This window comes from Rhizobium atlanticum (assembly GCF_030182485.1).
Classification (GTDB): domain Bacteria; phylum Pseudomonadota; class Alphaproteobacteria; order Rhizobiales; family Rhizobiaceae; genus Rhizobium.
Window position 1 is genome coordinate 149,042 of the sequence record NZ_JAQJCJ010000012.1, and the last position, 20,141, is coordinate 169,182.

Genomic DNA, 20,141 nt, shown 5'->3' on the forward strand with positions numbered 1-20,141 from the left:
AAAGCTTGGCGAAATTGGCCATCATGACTGACAGCGTAAAGATCATGCCAAACATATCTCCGAAGACGAACGGACCGCTGGTCGCGGTGCTTGCCTATGACGGGCTCTGCACCTTCGAATTCGGGATAGCTTATGAGGTCTTCGGCCTGCCGCGTCCCGAGATGGGCGAGGGGTGGTATCGCTTCTCCGTCTGCGGCATCGAGCCGGGGCCGCTTCGCGCCGCCGGCGGATTGACGGTCGCGGTCGACAGGGGGCTGGAAGTGCTCGACGCGGCAGACCTGATCGTCGTGCCCGGCTGGCGGTCGATCGATGCGCCGGTGCCGGAACCGCTTGCCGCCGCTCTCAAGGCAGCGCATCAGCGCGGCGCGCGCATCATGTCGCTCTGTTCCGGCGTTGCGGTCCTTGCCGGCGCCGGACTGCTTGCCAACCGCAGGGCGACAACACATTGGCGCTATGTCAACTCGATCGCGGCGCGTTATCCCGACATCACGCTCGACGCGGATGTACTCTACATAGATGAGGGCAGCCTGCTGACAGCGGCCGGCAGCGCCGCAGGCATCGATCTCTGCCTGCATGTGGTGCGCGGCGATTTCGGCTCGGAGGCGGCAAACAGCGTCGCCCGCCGCCTCGTCGTGCCGCCGCACCGCGAAGGCGGGCAGGCGCAGTTCATCGGCGCGCCGGTTCCGGAGGAACGTGAGGGCATACGCCTCAGCCCGCTGATCGACTGGATGCGCGCAAGCCTTGCCGAGGAGCAGCCGATCAGCCTGCTCGCCAAAAGGGCCGGCATGAGCATACGCACTTTCCAGCGCCGCTTCGAAGCGACGACGGGTCTCAGCGTCGGCGAATGGCTGCTGAAGGAGCGGCTGCGCCATGCGCGCGACCTTCTCGAAAGAGAACTAGCCGTATCGCTCGACGATATCGCGATATCAAGCGGCTTCGGCACGCTGGCGACGATGCGGCACCACTTCCGCAAGCGGCTGGGCACGAGCCCGCATGCCTATCGGAAGTCATTCGGCGGCTGATCGCGTCATGCCAACATAGGGTGCAACTTTTCAAAGAGTTCGAGATCGCCGAAAACCGTCACTCCGTCGGTTGGCAAAGCGCGCATTGGCTCGAGAGCTTCACTTACATTCTATCGCGAAGGTTTCGTATGGCTTGAGCTCAACAGTTTCGCCGATCATGTGCACTGGTTCATAATTGCAGATGAGGCATTCTCCGTTGATAGCGAGCTCCGTCGGCAAACTCAGAATAATGTCCCTGGGTGTGAAGTTGGCGACCACGATGATCCAGCTCCTGTCGAGCGTGCGGGTATAAACGAAGACATCGGGGTGCTGGTCGAGCCAGGACCGGTACTCGCCATAAACGATAACAGGGTGGGTTTTCCGGAGAGCGATCAGCTTGCGATAATGATTCCAGATCGACTTCTCGTCCTTGATGGCCGCTTCGGCGTTGACCTTCGGATAATTGGGATTGACCTCGATCCAGGGGACGCCTGTGGAAAAACCGCCATAGGGGGCAGCACTCCATTGCATCGGCGTGCGGGCGTTATCGCGGCCGTTCTCGTTTGCTCCGCGGATGAATTCCTCCGGTGAAAGGCCGGCCTCCACGTGCAGTCTGTGCATGTTGATAGTTTCGATATCGCGATACTGTTCGATGGAGGTGAAGGGAACGTTCGTCATGCCGATCTCCTCGCCCTGATAGACGAAAGGCGTGCCCTTCAGGAGATGCAACGCGGTCGCCAGCATCTTCGCCGACTCAACGTGATAGCCGGTGATATTGCCGTAGCGCGAGACTGCGCGCGGAAGATCATGATTGCCCCAGAAGAGCGAATTCCACCCATCTTCGGATAGAGCAAGCTGCCATTTGCTGAGGACGGTCTTGAGGTTTACGAGGTCGAACGGCTTCGGGCGCCATTTCCCATAAACCGCGTCCCATTGCTGGGTGACGTGCTCGAACTGGAAGATCATCGACAGTTCCCGGCGTTCACGCCCGGAATAGAGGAGCGCTGCGCCGGGTGTGGCGCTCCAGGCTTCGCCGACCGTCAGGATATCGCGGCTGCCAAAGGTCTTGGCATTCATCTCCTGCAGATAATCGTGCAAATGTGGTCCGTCCTTGACGAGCTCCTGATCCACCTGCTTGCCGATATAGTCGATGACATCCATTCGGAAGCCTGCAATGCCGCGCTCGAGCCACCAGTTCATCATGTCGTAGATTTCCGCCCGGACCTTCTCGCTCTCCCAATTGAGGTCCGGCTGGCGACGGGAAAACATGTGCAGGTAATATTCGCCGGTGGCGGGATCGAGCGTCCAGGCCGGCCCGCCGAAGGAGGATGTTAACCGGTTCGGCGGTCCTCCGTCCGGGGCGGGCTTGCGCCAGATGTAGAAATCGCGGAATGGGTTGTCCAGGTCGCGGCGAGATTGAAGAAACCACGGATGCTCGTCGGAGCTGTGGTTCACGACGAGGTCGAGCATGATGCCGATCCCGCGGTCTTTCGCCTCCGCCACCAACTCGTCGAAATCTGCGAGCGAGCCGAACTCGGGGGCGATGTCCCTATAGTCGGATATGTCGTAGCCGTTGTCGTCCATCGGCGACTTGTAGATCGGCGACAGCCAGATGATGTCGATCCCGAGTTTCTTCAGGTAATCGAGCTTGGAGGTAATGCCCGGAATATCGCCGATGCCATCTCCGTTACAATCGCAGAAGCTGCGCGGATAGACCTGATAGACAGTTGCCGTATGCCACCATTTCGGTTGGAGAGGTGATCGCATGGGACCTCCCAGCGGTGTCGTGGACTGATCCATCGGAAGCTTTCCTACTTGTTTGGGATCTTGGGAGAACACCGGTGGTGCGCGTGGGTTCCATCGGGCCGGACTTGATCCCAACTTCCCGTTCGTAGCCGTGGCGCGGCTCAAGGAACCCCCTCCCTCCGGAACCGTTAGAAGGTGTGGCAACAGAGATTATCGGGAGACCGTCGCGGTGCCGAACCGAAGCAGCAGCTGGTATGCATAGGCTATTCCATATTCGAAGGTGCAGAACCCGTCCTAGGCAAGCACCGCGACCAGCAGTGCGGCTGCCGATGCAATGGTGGTCGGAGAAGAAGGCGGGGTTCTCCAGTGCGAATGTCGGAAAACTGTGTCAGCCGATCGTCGCCGACGGACCGTTTTCCTACAAGACGGAAATCGATTTTAGCGGCATGCAGCCCAGGAAGTTCAGAGATCTCATCGGCGATGTGGAGTTCGAAGGTATCCTCCAACCACGCCCGGAGCTCGAGCCCTATGCCAACCATTGGTTTGTTTCGGAAGGAAACGGATCATGACGCTCATCGGTTATCACGCATCCCATGAACAATTTTCGCCAAGTGAGCTCCTTGGATATGTGCAGGCGGCGGAAGCTGCAGGTTTCGGCGCCGTGATGTCGTCCGATCATCTGACGCCATGGAGCGAGAGGCAGGGTCAGTCAGGCTTTGCTTGGGCTTGGTTAGGGGCGGGCCTCCAGGCGACGCGGTCTATTCCCTTCGGTATCATAACCGTCCCTATGGGCTGGCGTTATCATCCGGCGATTACTGCACAGGCCGGCGCGACGATCGCAGAGATGTTTCCCGGACGGTTGCCGTGGATCGCGGTCGGCAGCGGGCAAGCCATGAATGAACACGTCATGGGGGAACGCTGGCCTTCCAAGGCAGAAAGAAATGAACGACTGCGAGCGGCGGTCGAGATCATACGGGACTTATGGTCGGGGAAGCTTGTCAGTCGGTCAGCGCCGATCAAAGTCGATCAGGCGCGGGTCCATACCCTGTCGAACAGGCTTCCCCGCATTGTCGTCGGTGCTCTTTCGCCCGAAACGGCCGAGTGGGCGGGAGAATGGGCGGATGCGCTTATCACCATCAACCAGCCGCCCGACAAGCTCGGCGAAGTCGTCGATGCCTTCCGCCGTGGCGGCGGGAAGGACAAGCCGCTCTATTTACAGGCGCATGTGTCCTATGCCGACTCCGAAGGCGAAGCGAGGGCAAACGCTTTCGACCAATGGCGGAGCAACGCGATTTCGGCCGCGATCTCGGAAACGCTTCGTTTGCCGGAGGAGTTCGACGAGGCGTGCCTGAAGGTGCGGCCCGAAGACATGGATGAGCATGTGCGCATCTCGGCCGATCCGCAACAGCACGTCGAGTGGCTGAAGGCCGATATCGCGATGGGATTTGAAGAGATTTATATCCACAATGTCGGGCGCAACCAGCGCGAGTTCATCAAAACCTTTGGACACGAGGTCGTGCCCGCTTTCAGCATCGGCGCGCCGATTGCTGCAGGCGATCTCTCGATCCGAGCGGACTTGGAGGGCAGGCCAGGTATCAGCTGATGAGGACTTCAAAAAGTGCGGCTGGTCGTGCACGCCGCCCATCGGTCGCCTGTCCAAAGGAGGTATCATGTTCAAGAAATACGCCTACGCCTGGATCACAGTCGGCTTCTTTCTATTTTCGCTCGCCGGCCATTGGTTATTTGGCTGGTTCGCCTTTGTCGGCGAGCAACAGAGCCACGGTCAAGCCCCTGATATCAATGCCTACCTGATGGAGATGAGCCGAGACACCTTTGAAAACTGGCAGTCCGAATTCTTGCAGTTGCTCTGGCAGGTCGTCGGTCTTGCCTACTTTCTCTATATCGGCTCTCCGTCTTCGAAGGAAAACGATGATCGCACCGAAGCGAAGCTGGACGCTCTGATCAGATTAAATGGCGGAGAGAAGGCTGAAGCGATCATCGCCGAGATCGACAAACACTTCATGAGAACCGGTGGACATGCGGGTCCCTACGCCCACGAGCTGGAGACGCGTAGGGGCCCCCAGAGGACCGGCGACGCCACTTAGGCAGGCTAAGCTGGACCACGGAGCTGCCGGTTCGGTTGCATCCTTGCAGCCGGCCGCTTAGGCACCTCACGGAGGTACGCTAGCGAACGGAAACAAGTCCCTCCAGACGACGTTCGATCTATGGCAGTCAGGAGGATTTGTGCCACACGATGAACAGATAATGGCGATCGCCGGTGCGCTTGAACGCCGGCAGGCCATCTTGTTCGTTGGGGCAGGCATATCGATGAATGTCGGCTTGCCGTCGTGGACCTGCCTCATCGACCACATGTTGGTGGATCTCGGCCTGCCGTCGTCGTTCGCCGCCGAGCACGGCACCACCTATCAGGAAATCGCCGAATATTACCGGCTGAAGCACGGGTCATTGTCTCAGTTGGTCGCATGGATGAAGCACGAGTGGCAGATTTCGCCGGAGCAACTGAGGAGTTCGGAGTTGCATCGGCTCATCGTGGAACTGGACTTTCCTCTCGTTTACACCACAAATTATGATGCAAATCTCGAAATGTCCTATGAGACATTCGAGCGGCCGTTCACCCGGATCACAAGTGCGAAAGACATGGCGGCCGCGCCAGCCGGCAAAACGCAGATCGTCAAGTACCACGGTGATTTCTCCGATCCCGACACGCTGGTGCTGACCGAGTCGGATTATTTCGACCGCCTCTCATTCGACGCTCCCTTGGATATTAAATTCAGGAGCGATGCCTTCGCCTCGACGTTGCTGTTCATCGGCTACAGCATGTCCGATCTGAATATTCGCTTTTTGCTGCATCACTTATGGTCAACATGGCGGCGGACAGGACTGGACCGACACCGACCACCGCTTTTTCTCTTCATGCACGAGCCAACCGAAGTCCAGGTGCATGTTCTAAAGAGGTGGGGTGTTACCGTCCTCAGTGGCGAGGGAGAGAATTCAGGCCACTCCCTCGCTCAGTTCCTCGAACGTCTGCTTGAACGCCGAAGCCCGGGTGCCTGCCGTTAGCTACCAGGAGTCTCCGGCTCGCAAAATGCCGGCCTGCCATTCCTCCATTGGCACTGCCGAGGCGTTTTGCCGGTTGTCGACTTTGACGGGGGCGAGAACCAGGGCGATATCCCCGTTCAATACCCAACGCTTCTGAAAGTCATAGGGGCGGCGCCCGCTGCCACCGTAGGCGGCATCTTCACTCGACCACCAGAGATGCCATTGGTGACCTCTTGGTGAAGCAAAAAGCGGGTCCGGCAGACTGTCGATCACGAGATCATTGCCGAAGTTGATCAGCAATAGTCTCTCCTCAGACGGTTTTTCCGCGAAGAATCTGAGGAGGAAGGCGGTGCTGGAGGCGCTGGGCAAGATACTGCCGTCCAATTGCCCGTCACGGGCGCAGGCTTGGCGGGAAAATGCCTTTTCTGTCTGACGCAGATTCAGCAGGTCGCGATGAAGCTGAACGACTGCCGCGTTCCTCTCCCATTCGGCCCAATCAAGCTTCACCTTGTCGAACGTCTCGCGAGCACATGGATCCGCCATGTGTCTGATGAGTTCTTCATCCCGCAGGTTCGGGAATTGACTGATAAAATCGCGCCGTCCCTGCCGTACGATGTCGGCGATTTCTCCGGTGTGATCAGCGAAATAATAGAACGGGGAAGAGGAACCAAACTCCTGCCCCTGAAAGAGCATGGGGGTCTGCGGCCCCAGCAGCTGGAGCGCCGTCAGGGCTCGAAGGCGAGCCGGCGATGTTATGTGGCCGATCCTCGCTCCTGTGCCGGAGTTAGCGACTTGATCGTGGTTTTGGAGAAAGTGTACGAAATTCCACGGCTTGAGGTCGAGCCCCGCAGTGCCCCGTGGTTTGTCCTGCCAATCATATCTTTGTCCCTGAAACAGGCAGCCATATTTGGCGGCAGAAACGAGCTCCTGAGCGGTACCACAATAATCATGAAAATAGGCTTCGTTGCGGCCCGTCAGCGCCACTGTCGCGGAGCGGTGGAAATCCTCATTCCACAAGGCGTCCAGCCCATGCCCTCCCACCTCAGCCGGCCGCACCATACTGGTTTGTTGCGGCTCATTTTCGCTGACGAGATAGATTTGACGCTGTCTCGCTGCTGCGCGAGCTTCCCTGGCGATAACCGTGACGATGTGTTCGCGGCTTGAGTCGAATAAGGCCTGCGTTGCATCGATGCGCAGTCCATCAAAATGAAATTCGTCGATCCAATAAGCCGCGTTCTTTGCGACATACTCGCGAACGCCACGGCTGTTCGGTCCATCGAAGTTGATCGACTTGCCCCACTCGTTCGAATAACGCTCGGTGAAATAGTCTGGTGTGAATTCGCAAAAACGCTCACCTTTACCGAAGTGATTGTAGACGACGTCGAGGATCACCCCAATGCCGATTCGGTGGGCTTCGTCGACAAAGGCGCGCACATCGTCCGGTGGTCCATAGAGTCGGGTCGGAGCATAGAGCAACGTGCCGTCGTAACCCCAGCCGAACTCGCCTTCAAATTCGTTGATCGGCATGACTTCCAGGCAGTTGATGCCAATCGACCTGAGTCTTGCCAGCTTTTCCCTGGCCGCCGCAAAGGTCCCCTCCCTTGTGAAGGTGCCGACGTGCATCTCATAGAGAGCGGCTCCGAAGGGGGACATTCCTTGCCAATGGTGATCGCGCCACTGATACCGCGTCGGATCCACGACGACTGATGGCCCCGATGGACCCTCCGGCTGAAAACGCGAGGCAGGATCGGCAAGAAGATCACCTGCGTCCTCAAAGTGAAACCGGTATCGCGTCCCTGCAGCCAGACCGGGCAGATAGAGGCAGAAGTAGCCGCCTTCCTCCGCCGTCATCTCATATCCGGAATTTTCCTCGATGATGAGGAAACAGCGTTCCCTGGCAGGGGCCCATAGCCGGAACCAAACGCCGCCGGCATCAACCTCCGCTCCGATCGGGAGGCGTCGGCTCCAACGGGGGGGTGCCGGTCTCGATTTTTCGCTGCTTGAGTGGTCGTGCATGGCTCTCTCGCGGAGATCGCCTGCGCTAACTTCGGCAGCCTCATGATGTTCCCGCTTCAGGGTCGTCCATCAAGCCGGAAATCCGGATTTGCAATCTAGCGTTACGCCGCGGACGCGCTGGTCCGCGGCGTTGCGAAGCCGTCACTCCGCCGCCTGGCGGGTCATCGGATTATTCGGGTGGGTCGTCCAGTTGGCATAGTTCGGATCGACGACGCGGCCGGTGCGTTTGTCGATGGAGCCGGCGGCAAGCGGTTCCATGGTGATGCAGTTCTCGACCGGGCAGACGTTGACGCAGAGATTGCAGCCGACGCATTCCTCTTCGATCACCTCGAAATGGCGTAGCCCGTTGACGACGTTGGTGATTGCCTGGTGCGAGGTGTCTTCGCAGGCGATATGGCAGCGGCCGCATTTGATGCAGGCATCCTGGTCGATCTTCGCCTTGGCGACGTAGTTGAGGTTCAGATACTGCCAGTCGGTGACGTTGGGCACTGCGCGGCCGGTGATGTCGTCGAGATTGCGATGGCCCTTTTCGTCCATCCAGTCGGAGAGACCCGTTATCATCTCCTGCACGATCTTGAAGCCATAGGTCATCGCCGCCGTGCAGACCTGAACGTTGCCGGCGCCGAGAACCAGGAATTCGGCCGCGTCCCGCCAGGTGGTGATGCCGCCGATGCCGGAGATGGGCATGCCGTAGGTTTCGGGATCGCGTGCGATCTCGGCGACCATGTTGAGAGCGATCGGCTTGACCGCCGGGCCGCAATAGCCGCCATGGCTGCCCTTGCCGCCGACCGTCGGGTTGGGAGCGAAGTTGTCGAGATCGACCGACACGATCGAATTGATCGTATTGATCAGCGAGACGGCATCGGTGCCGCCGGCTTTGGCGGCGCGGGCGGGGCGGCGGATGTCAGTGATGTTGGGCGTCAGCTTTGTGATGACGGGCATGCGGGTGTACTGCTTGCACCAGCGGACGACCATTTCGATATATTCCGGGACCTGGCCGACGGCGGAGCCCATGCCGCGCTCCGACATGCCGTGTGGACAGCCGAAATTGAGTTCGATGCCGTCGGCGCCGGTCTCCTCGACCAGAGGCAGGATCGACTTCCAGGCCTGTTCCTCGCAGGGCACCATGATCGAGGCGATCAGCGCCCGATCCGGCCAGTTCATCTTCACCTGCTTCATTTCACGCAGGTTTGTATAGAGGTCGCGATCGGTGATGAGCTCGATATTGTTGAGGCCTAGCAGGCGGCGGTCGGCGCCGAAAATCGCGCCGTAGCGCGGGCCGTTGACGTTGACGACGGGCGGGCCTTCCTCGCCGAGCGTCTTCCAGACCACGCCGCCCCAGCCGGCCTTGAAGGCGCGCTCGACGTTATAGGCTTTGTCGGTCGGCGGCGCGGATGCCAGCCAGAACGGGTTCGGGGATTTGATGCCGACAAAATTGTTGCGGAGATCAGCCATTGTTCATTCTCCCCTTCAAGCAACCGCGACAGCCGGAGCGGCTGTTGCGGAGAGGGCGCGATGGATGGATTCAGCCGCGTCGCGGCCGTGGGCGACGGCGGAAACCGTGAGGTCCTCGCCGCCGAAGACGCAGTCGCCGCCGGCCCAGACGCCGTCGAGCGAGGTGCGGCCTTCGACGTCGACCGCGATGCGGCCGGACTCCATGCGCAGCGAACCAAGGCCCCCGGCATCAAAGGTCTGGCCGATCGCTTTGAAGATCTGGTCGGCGGCAATCACGCCGGTCTCGCCGGTGCCGACGAGACGGCCTTCGACGATCTTGGTGTATTCCACTTCGATCGCGGCAACTTTGCCGTCCTGCGACAGGATCGATTTCGGCGCCAGCCAGTGGCGGATGATGACGCCCTTCGAGCTGGCCAGATCCTGCTCGTATTCGGAGGCGTTCATGTGCTCCTTGCCGCGGCGGTAACAGATGGTCACCTCTTCGGCGCCAAGCAGCTTTGCCTGCACGGCAGCGTCGATCGCCGTCATACCGCCGCCGAGCACGACGACCCGGCGGCCGATCGCGATTTCGCTTTTGTCTTCAGCTTGGCGGAGCGCTGCGATGAAATCTACGGCGTCCTCGACGCCGGCTAGGTTTTCGCCTTCGATACGCAGCGCATTGACGCCGGCAAGACCTATGCCCAGAAAGACGGCGTCATATTGCGACTGCAGATCGGAGAGCGAAAAATCGCGGCCAAGGAGAGCGCCGTGACGGACGTCGATGCCGCCGACCGAGATGATGTAATCAACTTCCTGCTGGGCGAAATCGTCGACCGTCTTATAGGTGGCGATTCCGTATTCATTGAGGCCGCCGGATTTTTCCCTGCCGTCGTAAATCGTGACGGAATGACCCTTCACGGCGAGACGATGGGCGGCGGCAAGACCTGCCGGGCCGGCGCCGACGACGGCGATCTTCTTTCCTGTCGCTTCGGCCCTGACATAGAACTGTTTGCCGACCTGCATGGCGGCATCGGTCGCATAACGCTGCAGGCGGCCGATCTCGACGGGCCGTTCCTCGGCCGTGTTACGCACGCAGGCCTGTTCGCAGAGCTCTTCGGTGGGACAGACGCGGGCGCACATGCCGCCGAGGATGTTCTGGTCGAAGATCGTCTTGGCCGAACCCAGCGGATTGCCGGTCGAAATCTGGCGGATGAAAAGCGGAATGTCGATCGAGGTGGGACAGGCCGTCATGCACGGCGCGTCATAACAGAAATAACAGCGGTCGGCGGCGACCAGCGCCTCGTGATTGTCAAGGCGCGGATGCAGGTCGGAAAAATTAGCCTCATACTCGGCGGGCGAAAGCCGGCCGGCATGAATCCCAGTTTCCAGTCGTTCCATTGAAGTTCCCTCATTATTGGTAAACGGCCTGTGAGGGAAAGCGTAACTCAGGTTTAAAAATTTATCAAACGGTAAAATTTTGACGGATCCTCCTGGAAGAGGTGCCGGTAAATAACTGTTTTTTAAAGATTAATTTCTTCAGTTTTGACCGATGATTTATCTGAGCGTGCGGCGAGGAAAGAGCATCGGAAAAAAGATTAAAAAAACACGATTTTTTTCGAATGGCAGGGAACCAAACTTAAGCTTCGCCGTTATTGCGGTATCCGGATGGTGATCGCATCGACCCAACATGCGCGCCCCCAACCCACTATCCGGACGTACTCACGGTCCCCTCCCGGTGAGTGAAGACAGCCGGTGCGCCGCCCTCGCACCGGCTGTTTTTCGTTGTGGTGTCGCTCTTCACACTCGCTTGAAGATCTCGAATTCGGTTTCCGGAATAGTCAGCCGATATTCGATACGGCCGGGCACGAGGTTCAATTCCGCCTTGCCGTTGACCGACGAGGGTACGACACGCTCCAGCACGGTGCGGCCGAAGCTGTTATCGCTGAATTCGTGGACTTCAGACTGATCCTGCAGCACTTCGGCCCAGGCGATCTCGATCGCCTTCCTGTCGTTGATCATCGCTTCGCGGCAGTTCAACGTGATTGAGGCGGCGCCGCCTGATATTGCCCCGTAGGAAGCGGAGTTGACAATGAGCTCGTGGAGGGCGAGGCCGAGATGCACGGCGGCATTCGGCGTCAGATGGGCATTGATGCCGTAGATCGGCATGGAGCCTGATGTCTCCGGCCAGTAGGGAGCGAACTGTTTTTCAGCGAGTTCGAAGAGATAGGCGCCCCGCCAGCTGGAATCCGTGACGAGGTCCTGGGAATTCGAAAGCGATTGCAGCCTGCCGCGGAACTTGAGGAGGAAGCTGTCGAGGGAGAGCGTGTTGCGCGCTGTTTGAGTCGCAATGCCCTGAATGATAGCGAGAAGGTTCTTCGAGCGGTGCGAGAGCTCACGCAGCAGCGATTTCAGCACTTTTTCGCGATGCCGGCTTTCAGTGACCTCCGTCATCACGGACAGAAGTCCAAGCGTGCCGCGGTCGCCAGTGCGTTGGATCTTCAATTCGTAGGTACGCAGTTCGCCGTCGACATCGATTTCGACCTCGGCATTGTTGGGAATGCCAGTCTCCAGCACCTTGCGCTTCAGCGCCGTCAGATATTGTCCATGGACATCACCGAAAAGGGCGGAATCACTGCCGCCGGGCATAAAAAGCGCTGCGAAATGCGGCGGCAGATTTTCGGCGTAGAAGATTGAAAGCCGGGCGTCCTGGCAGAGGATCGAAATCCCGGCGCTGCCGAGCGCCCGCTCCATCATTGCGGCTTTGCCTTCGAAGGTGAAAGGCGTGCCCGACAATGGTTCAGTCGTATTCACTCGGCCGCCTTTCCCTGTGACATCTCGGAGCATCGCTGAACGGAACGCCCCGCCAGAAACCGCCTGCCAACTCTAGAATAAAGCGCTGCAAAAACCGTTAAAGCCATCGGGGCGCCCCGGTAGCACCGGAACGCCTGTCTCGGCGGTTTGGTTCCGAGAACCGGAAAATTGCGTCTCAGGCGGCTACCTTGGTCGATTCATTGAAGAAAAGCGCTTGACTGATCAGGGCCTTGACCATGTCGGGATTGAACGGTTTGGTGACGAGGAAAGTGGGTTCGGGGCGTTCGCCCGTCAAAAGCCGTTCCGGGAATGCGGTGATGAAGATCACCGGCACGCTCGACGTCTTGAGGATGTCGTTGACCGCGTCTATACCGGAACTGCCGTCGGCAAGCTGGATGTCGGCGAGCACCATGCTCGGTTTCGTCTTGTTGTAGAGCGCGACGGCTTCGGCGTGCGTGCGGGCAATGCCGGTGACGCGATGGCCGAGGCTCTCGACCATCTGCTCGATATCCATGGCGATCAGCGGTTCATCCTCGATAATCATGATGTCGGTTGCGACCTGACGGGAGATTTCCTGCGAGGCCTTGTCGAGCAACTGCATGACATCCTGTTCATCGAGTTCGAGAATTTCCGCGATTTCTGCAACGCGGAAATTCTCCACCGACGCGAGCAGAAAAGCCTGGCGAGCGCCGGGGGAAACCTTGGACAGATTGAGTGTGGCGCGCTGTTCCCATGCATAAGGGGAAGTCGGCTCCGGAATCTGCACCGCAGTGGAACCAAATAGTTGCGTGAACAGTTTGTAAAGCGCGACCCGGTCATTGGCCGTATCCGGGAAAATCGACAAATCGGCTATAATGGCTTCAAGAACGGCAGCGACGTAAGCGTCACCTGAAGTCTGGGTGCCGGTAAGGGCGCGGGAATAGCGACGCAGATAAGGAAGGTGCGGCGCAATTCGAGTGGAAAGTGTCATTAAAGGCTCCCGTATGCAGGCCGGTCGTAGGTTCAATGGCCAGTTAACGCTGCCTTGGTAAAAAAGTTCCGGAACTGTAGGAACTTTTTTTGTCGCGCCGCATTATTCCACCCGACAAAGAAAGGGCGAGCGTAGCATTTTGATCCATGCCGCGGCAAATATCAGCGATATCGATAGTGGAACGGTCGGTCTCGGTGGTTGATCTCTTGATTGCACGCCTTTGTAACAGATAACGGTGAGAAGACGAGTTGATGACTACACGCAATAAAGAGGCGGCGGATCAGCGGAAGCTGGAGCTGCGGGCAAGCGATATTCTGGACCCGAACAACCAGATCGGCGTCAAGCTGCGGTCGCTCTATGCCGCGGCACAAGAAGAGGCGATCCCCGATCGTTTTCTCGATCTTCTCGAAAAGCTCGACCATGCTGAAATGATGGCTTCTGCCAAGATGGCCGAATAGGATCGTCGCATGGAAGAGAAACTGCAACCCAGCTTCAAGCGGGAATTGCTGGCGGCCCTCCCTAGCCTTCGCGCTTTTGCCATTTCGCTGATCGGACGGCACGATCGCGCCGATGATCTCGTTCAAGACACCATCATGAAAGCCTGGGCCAAGCAGGATCATTTCGAGATGGGCACCAATATGAAGGCCTGGCTCTTCACGATCCTGCGCAACGAGTTGTACAGCCAGATGCGCAAGAGTGGCCGCGAGGTGCAGGACAGCGACGGGCTGTTCACGGAATCGATGGCGATGCATCCCTCGCAATATGGCGCGCTCGACCTGCAGGATTTCAAGAAGGCGCTCGACCAGTTGCCGCCGGACCAGCGCGAAGCGATCATCCTCGTCGGCGCTTCGGGCTTTTCTTACGAGGAAGCCGCCGAAATCTGCGGCTGCGCCGTCGGCACCATCAAGAGCCGCGTCAACCGCGCGCGGCAGCGCCTGCAGGAACTGCTGCAGATTTCAGGCGAGGCCGATTTCGGCCCCGACGCCACTTCGGCGCCTCTAACATCGAAGGCTTTTGCGTTCTGAGAAGCGACTCTGCTTGAAAAGGACGCCGGCTGCTTCTTGGGCGCGCCGGCGTTTTGCTTCGTTGCACGGGGAGGACGCTGTACGGTGGTTGTTATTCGAGGCACTACCTCTCCTCCCTCATTCCTGTGCCTGTCACAGGAATCCAGCGCGCCCAAGTCGTTGGCCGCGAACGACTCTAACCTTTGAAGCTTTTTCATTCACGGCGCAGACGCGCCGTGGCTGGATTCCTGTGACGAGCACAGGTGAGGGAGAGTGGAGTGGGAGTCTTGTCCCAATCTTCTGCTTGCGTGTAGAAAGGGATAGCACACCTTCCTACCTCTCTTCTTGTGGGCGAGCGAGTGGCTCCCCTAATCCTCCCGCTTCGAGCCGATCAGATTGGCCGCGACGATGGCCGCCAGGACGCCGGCAGTGAGCAGCGGCTGGGCGCGGACGAGGCCGATGCCTACTGTCGCCAGAGATTCCAGCGCCGCTCGGCGATTGCGGGCTCGACGTGCCTCGCGGGCGTTGATGATCGACATCACCACCAGCATGATGATTGCGATCAGCAGCGCGCCGAAGGCCAGGAAGAGGACGGCGGCGAGGGGACCGTAGATGCCGGCGAGCCAAATGGCGCCGGCGGCCACCGCCAGCGCATAGGCTGTAAGGAGGAACAGCGCGGCAAGCGCGACGAAGATGCTGTTACGTTTGACGCGCGCAACGGTCCGATGCACGCTCGCGCCCGTGAGCAGACTGAGGATCGAGAGCATCGAGCTTCCTCAGCGACGGGCGAGGAAGGCGATGGCCAAGCCCAAAGCGGCAGCGGCGCCGATGGTTGCCAGCGGATGATTGCGCACCGTCTCGCGCATTTCGGTCGCGCCGCGCTCATAACCGTGCTGCAGCTCGCGCAGCAGTTCCTCGCTGCGGCCGAGCAGTTCCTCAAAGCCGGCGCTAGCCTGGCTGCGAATCTTCTCGCTCTGGTGGCGCGAGTTCTTGCCGACGAGGCGCGTCAGTTCGGCGAGCTCGTCGCGCAATGCCTCGATCTGTTCTTCGATCCCGGATTCAAGATGGTGGAAGGTGCCGTTGCGGCGGCTGCGGCCGGACTGGAAGATAGAATAGCTCATGGCTGTCTCCATTGGCTGGGGCGCGCGCGAGCCCGCCTGTTTCGCACGAGGGTCACCACCGTCCGTTGCATGAATGATGTCGCCCGGCATTGACCCAGATCATTGCCGACAACGTGTTGAAGGGGCAAAAGTTCCGCCCGCGCAGGCTCAGGCATGGGAGAGGGCGCTGTGGGCGAGCACGAAAGGCGTGCCATCAGCCGGGATCTGATTGATCCGCAGCGCGTAGCCAAATACCGAAAGCATCGTCTCGTCGGTCAGCACCTCTTTAACTCTAGCGGCGGCGGCGAGCCGGCCGGATTTCATCAGCACGATGCGATCGGCAAAAAGTGCTGTCAGGTTGAGGTCGTGCATGACGGCGATGACGCCGCCGCCGCGCTCGCAGAACGTGCGGGCGAGGGACATGATGGTCAGCTGGTGGCTAATGTCGAGGCTCGAGACCGGCTCGTCAAGCAGCAGCCAACAGGGCTTGCCATCAATGATGGGTTCCGAGATCTGGCAGAGCACGCGGGCAAGCTGCACGCGCTGCTGCTCGCCGCCGGAGAGTTCCTGGTAGAAGCGGCCTTCGAAACCGGTCAGATCGACCGAGGCGAGGGCGGCCGCCGCCGTCTGATCTGATTTGTCGGGGTGCGGGTTCAGGCCCGCGGTCAGGCCCATGCGGACGATCTCGCGCACAGTGAAGGGAAAGGAGATGGTGCTTGCCTGCGGCAGCACGCCGCGAATGGCGGCAAGCTGCCAGGGCTTCAGCCCCTTCACCTCATCGCCGCCGATGCGCACGGAGCCGTCATAGGCGAGCTCGCCGGAGATTGCTTTCATCGTCGTCGTCTTGCCGGAGCCGTTCGGTCCCGCGATCGCCGTCAGTTCACCGGCCTTTGCGCTGAAAGCGACGTCGCTGACGATTGATTTGCCGGAAAGGCGCACGGAGAGGCCGGACACTTCGATCATCGGCACGTCACTCACAAGGTTGCTCAGAGGGCAAGGCGCGAACGCTGCTTCAGCAGGATCCACAGGAAGAACGGGCCGCCGACCGCTGCGGTGATGATGCCGATTGGCAGCTCGGCAGGAGCGACCAGGGTGCGGGCGAGCACGTCGGCGAAGATCAGCAGCGAACCGCCGAGAAGGGCTGCGGCGGGCAGCAAGCGACGATGATCCGGCCCAATCGCCATGCGCAGGACATGCGGCACGACGATGCCGACGAAGCCGATTCCGCCGCTGACGGCGACGGAAGCGCCGGTCGCGGCCGCGACGCCGACGATCGCGACATTCTTCAGCCGCTGCACCGGCACGCCCATATGAAAGGCGGCTGCCTCGCCGAGCGTGATGGCACCGCGCGCCATGAAGGGCAGGACGGTGAAGGACAGGAGAATGATCGGGCCGGCGGTGGCGATCTTCGTCCAGGTGGCGCCGGCAAGCGAGCCCATGCTCCAGAAGGTCAGGTCGCGCAGCTGCTGGTCGTTCGCCATGCAGATCAAGAGGCCGGTGAGCGCCAGCGCAAGCGCGCCGAGCGCGATGCCGGCAAGCAGCATCGTCGCCACCGAGGTCTGGCCGTGCCGTGTCGCAATCCCGTAGAGCAGCAGCGTCGTCGCGAGGCCGCCGCCGGAGGCGGCCGCGGGCAGGGCATAGATGCCGAAAAATGCCTGGAGCGGGGCTGCGGGGCCGCCGCCGAGCACGACATGACGACCGCGCCGAAGCTTGCGCCGGAGGAGACGCCGACGAGGCCGGGATCGGCCAACGGATTGCGGAACAGGCCCTGCATCACCGTGCCGGAAACGGCAAGCGAGGCGCCGATCAGGAAGCCGAGGATCGCCCGGGGCAGGCGGATGTCGAAGATGATGATCCGGTCACTGGCGCTGAGCGCCGTCTCGGAGCCGGCCATATTGGCGATGACATCGAGGATCGAAGCATTCGAGGCGCCCATTGTCACCGAAAACATCATCGAGAAGGCAGAGCCGGCGACGAGCAGGGTGATTGCCAGCAGGGCGAGCCGCGTCCTGTCGCCTGCCTGCTGGCTTTCAAGCATCGCCGCCATCGCGATTGATCGCCTTCGTTCCGTCATGGCTTGTGGAGGGTCATGATCAGCCCCCGTAGATCGCCGCATTGAGGTCACGCACCGCGCTCGCCGTACGCGGGCCGAAGCCGAGCAGGTAGACGCCGTCCATCCGGATGATCGCCTTCTTCTCTCCGGCCGGCGTCAACGCGATTGCCGGCTGCGCCAGCAGGTCCTCGTTCCTGGTGCCGGCGCCGTCGCCGCGGTTCATCATCAGGATGATGTCGGGCTTGGCTTCGATGATCGCCTCGTCCGTCAGCGGCTTGTAGCGGAAATACGCCGACGGCATTGACGGCGCCGGCAAGCTTAATCACGCCGTCGGCCGCCGTGCCGGTGCCCGAGGCCATGATCCGGCCGTTCTGGGCGCTGAGTATGAAGAGAACGCGCTTGCGCTCGGCCTCCGGGCGCTTTTCGGCATCGGCGATCGCCGTGTCGAGGTCGGCAGCGACCTGTTTTTCGAGCGCCTTCGCCTTGTCGGGCACATCGAGCAGTGTGCCGATGCGGTCGATTTTGGCGACGAGGCCGTCGCGGGTGAAGGTGTTCGACACGGTCTCGAAGGGCACGCGGGCTCAGCACAGCAAGTGCCTCCGGCGAACCGGACCCTTCGACGGCGATGATCGCCGTCGGGTTCATGGCGAGGATGCCTTCCGGCGAGAGCGCCCGCATGTAACCGACGTTCGGGAGCTTCAGCGCCGCCTCCGGATAGAGGCTCGTCGTGTCGCGGGCGATCAGCTGGCTTTCCTCGCCGAGGGCGTAGACGATCTCGGTGACGTCGCCGCCGGCCGAAACGAGGCGCGACGTATCGAGCTTATTTTCCTCGGCGTGAGCGGTGCGGATGAAAGTGAAGTGCTTGCCGGCCGGCGCCGTCTGGATCAGCGGCAGCGCCATGACAACCGCCGTCAAGGTTAGTTCCCATAGACGAATCCGGCGCAGATTGTTACGCATCGTCATCGCTGTGATCCTTATGCGGCTACGCTGGCTGCCCGCGGCAGGTTTTCTATGATCTCGCGCCATTCGGCGCGTTCATCGGAACCTTCCTTCCGCTTGCCGAAGAACTGGATGATCATCTCGCCCTCGGAATTGTAAGCCTCCAGCGAGGTGACGTGGCCGTCCTTCGTCGGCTTGCGCACGGCCCAGGTCTCGGCGATGTGATCCTGGCGCAGATGCAGGTGGAAGGTCGGGTCCATGATGTTGATCCACGGACCCATCGTCTGCAAGTTGAAGATCGGGCCGAAATGGATCTGGACGATGCCGTTATTGGCGACGAAGCACATGATCGGCAGGCCCGATTTTACCGAAACATGCATCATTTCCGCCGTCGCGGTGTTGTCGAGCTTCCAGGCATAGTCGTCGCCGACGGTGCGCACAGCGGCCTGGCGGCCGATCTTCAGGCGCTTCAGCATGCCGAAGAATTCGTGGGTATCGGTGAGCTTGCTCCAGTTGTCGCGCAGCTCGTCGCGGCTGACGTCGGCGGTCTCGTCGGCTGCATTCGAGATCTCGGCCTCGACGAATTCCTGCGACTGTTCTTCGAGCTTCAGCTCAGCGACGATCGCGTGATAGGCCTCGATATTCGAATTCGGACGCAGATGCACCTTGTGCACGGCGTTGCCCGCCTTGTCGAAATATTGCAGGCTGAGACGCTCCTGTTCGCCATCCTTCTTGGAGACGGCAAAGCCATGCCCCCAGCGGTTGGGGAAGACGCGCAGGTCGATGTTCTCGCCGAGGACGATCGCGGCCTGGGCGCCGCTCTTGATGTTTTCGAAGACGCCGATCTTTTCGTGCACGGCGCTTCCGTTGCGCGACAGCGCCATCACTTCGCCGAGGCGTTCCACGCGTTCGAGAAGCTTCGCCGCGCTGCCATCGATGCGGGTCACGCTGATGCCGGTTTCGGCGGAGACGAGGGCTGCCTCGGAAATCTTCAGCTGGGCGGCGATATCGCGCTCGCGCATTTTCAGGTTTTCGGCGCGAAATGCACGGATTTCGGCTGGCGCCGGTCTTTTCTGCTCAGTCATGTCTTACCTGTTTATTGGCCCTATTTATTGAGAATGAGCTTGCCCTGGCGGGTAATCTTCAGGCGGTAAACCAGCCCGTCGTGTCTGATCATGATCTCGTTCGTGCCGCGGAAAAGATCCGCGCTTTCGATGATCCGGTGTTGCGCCGCAGGCTCGCTCTGCAGCGCCATGTCCTTAAAGTTATCAACCATCATTTCGGTTTGGCATTTCCGTGAGGCCGGGGATCTGAAGGTCTCCGGTCGTGTCTACAATTAACTTGACTTTCTTACTCATAGTTTTTTAAAGACGCAATAGGAGACTAACGTAGTCAAGTTTTTGAGATTGCTGATACGAAGCCGTCCGCCGACGGCTCGCGACGATGCGGAGACGATTATGACTGGTAGGTTTGCGGCCGTTGCGGCCGGCTTGGTGATGATGGTTGCAATCGCAGCCCAGGCGCAGGAGGCGGCGCCCGCAGCCTCCCTCGATGTCGAACTCAATGCGCTGGCGCCCTCGCAGAAGGGCTGCATGATGACCTTCGTGGCGCTCAACAAGCTAGCCGCCGCCATCGACAAGGTTTCCTTCGAGCTTGCCTTCTTCAACGACAAGAATGCCGTCGACCGGATCACCGTTCTCGACTTCCGCGATCTGCCGCAAGGCAAGAAGCGCGTGCGCCAGTTCGACATGCCGAATGTCAAATGCGAGAGCGTGACCCGCATCCTGATCAACGACACACCGGTCTGCGACGGGCCGGTCGCCGGTGGATGCATGAAGGGTCTCGTCACTCGCTCGCAGATCTCCGTTCCCTTCGAAGGTTAGAGCATTTCGGAAATGCTCTAACTCTTTGTTTTTACGCAATTCCGGACGCAAAACCGCTGCGCACTTTTGCTGGAATTGCTCAAGAAGACGCCGGGGATGAACCCCGGCGAACATGTTTCCGGCT

Annotated in this window: 19 protein-coding genes and 2 pseudogenes; 8 read left to right on the forward strand and 13 right to left on the reverse strand. The window is 60.1% G+C overall.

Going from position 1 to position 20,141, the window contains the following annotated elements:
* Positions 1-23: 23 nt before the first annotated feature.
* Positions 24-1,022 carry a transcriptional regulator FtrA gene (gene ftrA / locus PH551_RS18635; RefSeq protein WP_285194311.1) on the forward strand — a complete coding sequence of 333 codons (999 nt, stop codon included), beginning with the start codon at positions 24-26 and terminating at the stop codon, positions 1,020-1,022.
* A gap of 99 nt (positions 1,023-1,121) precedes the next feature.
* Here the strand turns inward: ftrA and PH551_RS18640 are convergent, their stop codons facing one another.
* Positions 1,122-2,768 (reverse strand): glycoside hydrolase family 13 protein, encoded by a 1,647-nt coding sequence (locus PH551_RS18640; RefSeq protein ID WP_285194313.1) that lies wholly within the window; start codon positions 2,766-2,768, stop codon positions 1,122-1,124.
* Positions 2,769-3,064: 296 nt separating this feature from the next.
* Here PH551_RS18640 and PH551_RS18645 point away from each other — a divergent pair, with 296 nt between their 5' ends.
* From PH551_RS18645 to PH551_RS18660, 4 genes are all read left to right on the forward strand, one after another.
* The gene (locus PH551_RS18645) at positions 3,065-3,316 is read left to right on the forward strand and encodes a hypothetical protein (RefSeq protein ID WP_285194315.1); all 252 of its coding nucleotides are present in this window, start codon (positions 3,065-3,067) and stop codon (positions 3,314-3,316) included.
* Complete coding sequence (locus tag PH551_RS18650) at positions 3,313-4,350, forward strand: TIGR03885 family FMN-dependent LLM class oxidoreductase (protein ID WP_285194317.1); 1,038 nt, start codon at positions 3,313-3,315, stop codon at positions 4,348-4,350. The genes PH551_RS18645 and PH551_RS18650 overlap by 4 nt, the downstream gene beginning before the upstream one ends.
* A 67-nt stretch (positions 4,351-4,417) precedes the next feature.
* The gene (locus PH551_RS18655; protein WP_285194318.1) at positions 4,418-4,852 is read left to right on the forward strand and encodes a DUF6766 family protein; all 435 of its coding nucleotides are present in this window, start codon (positions 4,418-4,420) and stop codon (positions 4,850-4,852) included.
* A 139-nt stretch (positions 4,853-4,991) separates the two neighbouring features.
* Positions 4,992-5,828, forward strand: a complete 837-nt coding sequence (locus PH551_RS18660; protein ID WP_483315430.1) for an SIR2 family NAD-dependent protein deacylase — start codon at positions 4,992-4,994, stop codon at positions 5,826-5,828.
* On the opposite strand, the gene treZ is transcribed toward PH551_RS18660, so the two are convergent.
* From treZ to PH551_RS18685, 5 genes are all read right to left on the reverse strand, one after another.
* Positions 5,829-7,823 (reverse strand): malto-oligosyltrehalose trehalohydrolase, encoded by a 1,995-nt coding sequence (gene treZ / locus PH551_RS18665; protein WP_285194320.1) that lies wholly within the window; start codon positions 7,821-7,823, stop codon positions 5,829-5,831. It abuts the gene before it with no gap.
* Positions 7,824-7,964: 141 nt separating this feature from the next.
* Complete coding sequence (preA, locus tag PH551_RS18670) at positions 7,965-9,278, reverse strand: NAD-dependent dihydropyrimidine dehydrogenase subunit PreA (protein ID WP_285194321.1); 1,314 nt, start codon at positions 9,276-9,278, stop codon at positions 7,965-7,967.
* A 15-nt stretch (positions 9,279-9,293) separates the two neighbouring features.
* On the reverse strand, positions 9,294-10,655 hold the full coding sequence (locus PH551_RS18675; RefSeq protein ID WP_285194322.1) for an NAD(P)-dependent oxidoreductase: 1,362 nt from the start codon (positions 10,653-10,655) through the stop codon (positions 9,294-9,296).
* 399 nt (positions 10,656-11,054) lie between these two features.
* On the reverse strand, positions 11,055-12,050 hold the full coding sequence (locus PH551_RS18680) for a sensor histidine kinase (protein ID WP_176536356.1): 996 nt from the start codon (positions 12,048-12,050) through the stop codon (positions 11,055-11,057).
* A 193-nt stretch (positions 12,051-12,243) separates the two neighbouring features.
* Positions 12,244-13,038: a response regulator gene (locus PH551_RS18685; protein WP_020922074.1), complete on the reverse strand. Its 795-nt coding sequence runs from the start codon at positions 13,036-13,038 to the stop codon at positions 12,244-12,246.
* Between the two features lie 251 nt (positions 13,039-13,289).
* Between PH551_RS18685 and PH551_RS18690 the strand changes: the two genes are divergently transcribed.
* Positions 13,290-13,496: a NepR family anti-sigma factor gene (locus tag PH551_RS18690; RefSeq protein ID WP_011426508.1), complete on the forward strand. Its 207-nt coding sequence runs from the start codon at positions 13,290-13,292 to the stop codon at positions 13,494-13,496.
* A gap of 9 nt (positions 13,497-13,505) precedes the next feature.
* A complete protein-coding gene (locus tag PH551_RS18695) occupies positions 13,506-14,063 on the forward strand; it encodes an RNA polymerase sigma factor (RefSeq protein WP_011426507.1) in 558 nt (185 codons plus the stop codon).
* 347 nt (positions 14,064-14,410) lie between these two features.
* On the opposite strand, the gene PH551_RS18700 is transcribed toward PH551_RS18695, so the two are convergent.
* The 7 genes and pseudogenes from PH551_RS18700 to hemP all read right to left on the reverse strand — a co-directional run bounded on the left by PH551_RS18700 (position 14,411) and on the right by hemP (position 19,413).
* Positions 14,411-14,809 (reverse strand): hypothetical protein, encoded by a 399-nt coding sequence (locus tag PH551_RS18700; protein ID WP_285194323.1) that lies wholly within the window; start codon positions 14,807-14,809, stop codon positions 14,411-14,413.
* Positions 14,810-14,818: 9 nt separating this feature from the next.
* On the reverse strand, positions 14,819-15,163 hold the full coding sequence (locus PH551_RS18705) for a glycine zipper domain-containing protein (RefSeq protein WP_085779156.1): 345 nt from the start codon (positions 15,161-15,163) through the stop codon (positions 14,819-14,821).
* A 147-nt stretch (positions 15,164-15,310) separates the two neighbouring features.
* Positions 15,311-16,105, reverse strand: coding sequence for a heme ABC transporter ATP-binding protein (locus tag PH551_RS18710; protein WP_285194375.1), 795 nt, complete (start codon positions 16,103-16,105; stop codon positions 15,311-15,313).
* 23 nt (positions 16,106-16,128) lie between these two features.
* Positions 16,129-17,216, reverse strand: a pseudogene (locus PH551_RS18715) (FecCD family ABC transporter permease).
* A 19-nt stretch (positions 17,217-17,235) separates the two neighbouring features.
* Positions 17,236-18,158, reverse strand: a pseudogene (locus PH551_RS18720) (heme/hemin ABC transporter substrate-binding protein).
* An 11-nt stretch (positions 18,159-18,169) separates the two neighbouring features.
* A complete protein-coding gene (locus tag PH551_RS18725; RefSeq protein ID WP_285194324.1) occupies positions 18,170-19,219 on the reverse strand; it encodes a hemin-degrading factor in 1,050 nt (349 codons plus the stop codon).
* A 20-nt stretch (positions 19,220-19,239) separates the two neighbouring features.
* A complete protein-coding gene (gene hemP, locus PH551_RS18730; RefSeq protein ID WP_183699158.1) occupies positions 19,240-19,413 on the reverse strand; it encodes a hemin uptake protein HemP in 174 nt (57 codons plus the stop codon).
* Positions 19,414-19,591: 178 nt separating this feature from the next.
* Here hemP and PH551_RS18735 point away from each other — a divergent pair, with 178 nt between their 5' ends.
* Complete coding sequence (locus tag PH551_RS18735; RefSeq protein ID WP_285194325.1) at positions 19,592-20,017, forward strand: hypothetical protein; 426 nt, start codon at positions 19,592-19,594, stop codon at positions 20,015-20,017.
* Positions 20,018-20,141 lie beyond the last annotated feature (124 nt).

Excerpts from the sequence above, each read along its gene's own strand:
- PH551_RS18685 (WP_020922074.1), bottom strand. The coding sequence starts at position 13,038 with ATGACACTTTCCACTCGAATTGCGCCGCACCTTCCTTATCTGCGTCGC.
- PH551_RS18695 (WP_011426507.1), top strand. The coding sequence starts at position 13,506 with ATGGAAGAGAAACTGCAACCCAGCTTCAAGCGGGAATTGCTGGCGGCC.
- PH551_RS18705 (WP_085779156.1), bottom strand. The coding sequence starts at position 15,163 with ATGAGCTATTCTATCTTCCAGTCCGGCCGCAGCCGCCGCAACGGCACC.
- ftrA (WP_285194311.1), top strand. The coding sequence starts at position 24 with ATGACTGACAGCGTAAAGATCATGCCAAACATATCTCCGAAGACGAAC.
- PH551_RS18690 (WP_011426508.1), top strand. The coding sequence starts at position 13,290 with ATGACTACACGCAATAAAGAGGCGGCGGATCAGCGGAAGCTGGAGCTG.
- PH551_RS18710 (WP_285194375.1), bottom strand. The coding sequence starts at position 16,105 with ATGATCGAAGTGTCCGGCCTCTCCGTGCGCCTTTCCGGCAAATCAATC.
- PH551_RS18655 (WP_285194318.1), top strand. The coding sequence starts at position 4,418 with ATGTTCAAGAAATACGCCTACGCCTGGATCACAGTCGGCTTCTTTCTA.
- PH551_RS18650 (WP_285194317.1), top strand. The coding sequence starts at position 3,313 with ATGACGCTCATCGGTTATCACGCATCCCATGAACAATTTTCGCCAAGT.
- PH551_RS18640 (WP_285194313.1), bottom strand. The coding sequence starts at position 2,768 with ATGCGATCACCTCTCCAACCGAAATGGTGGCATACGGCAACTGTCTAT.
- PH551_RS18675 (WP_285194322.1), bottom strand. The coding sequence starts at position 10,655 with ATGGAACGACTGGAAACTGGGATTCATGCCGGCCGGCTTTCGCCCGCC.
- preA (WP_285194321.1), bottom strand. The coding sequence starts at position 9,278 with ATGGCTGATCTCCGCAACAATTTTGTCGGCATCAAATCCCCGAACCCG.
- PH551_RS18725 (WP_285194324.1), bottom strand. The coding sequence starts at position 19,219 with ATGACTGAGCAGAAAAGACCGGCGCCAGCCGAAATCCGTGCATTTCGC.
- hemP (WP_183699158.1), bottom strand. The coding sequence starts at position 19,413 with ATGATGGTTGATAACTTTAAGGACATGGCGCTGCAGAGCGAGCCTGCG.
- PH551_RS18700 (WP_285194323.1), bottom strand. The coding sequence starts at position 14,809 with ATGCTCTCGATCCTCAGTCTGCTCACGGGCGCGAGCGTGCATCGGACC.
- treZ (WP_285194320.1), bottom strand. The coding sequence starts at position 7,823 with ATGCACGACCACTCAAGCAGCGAAAAATCGAGACCGGCACCCCCCCGT.
- PH551_RS18735 (WP_285194325.1), top strand. The coding sequence starts at position 19,592 with ATGACTGGTAGGTTTGCGGCCGTTGCGGCCGGCTTGGTGATGATGGTT.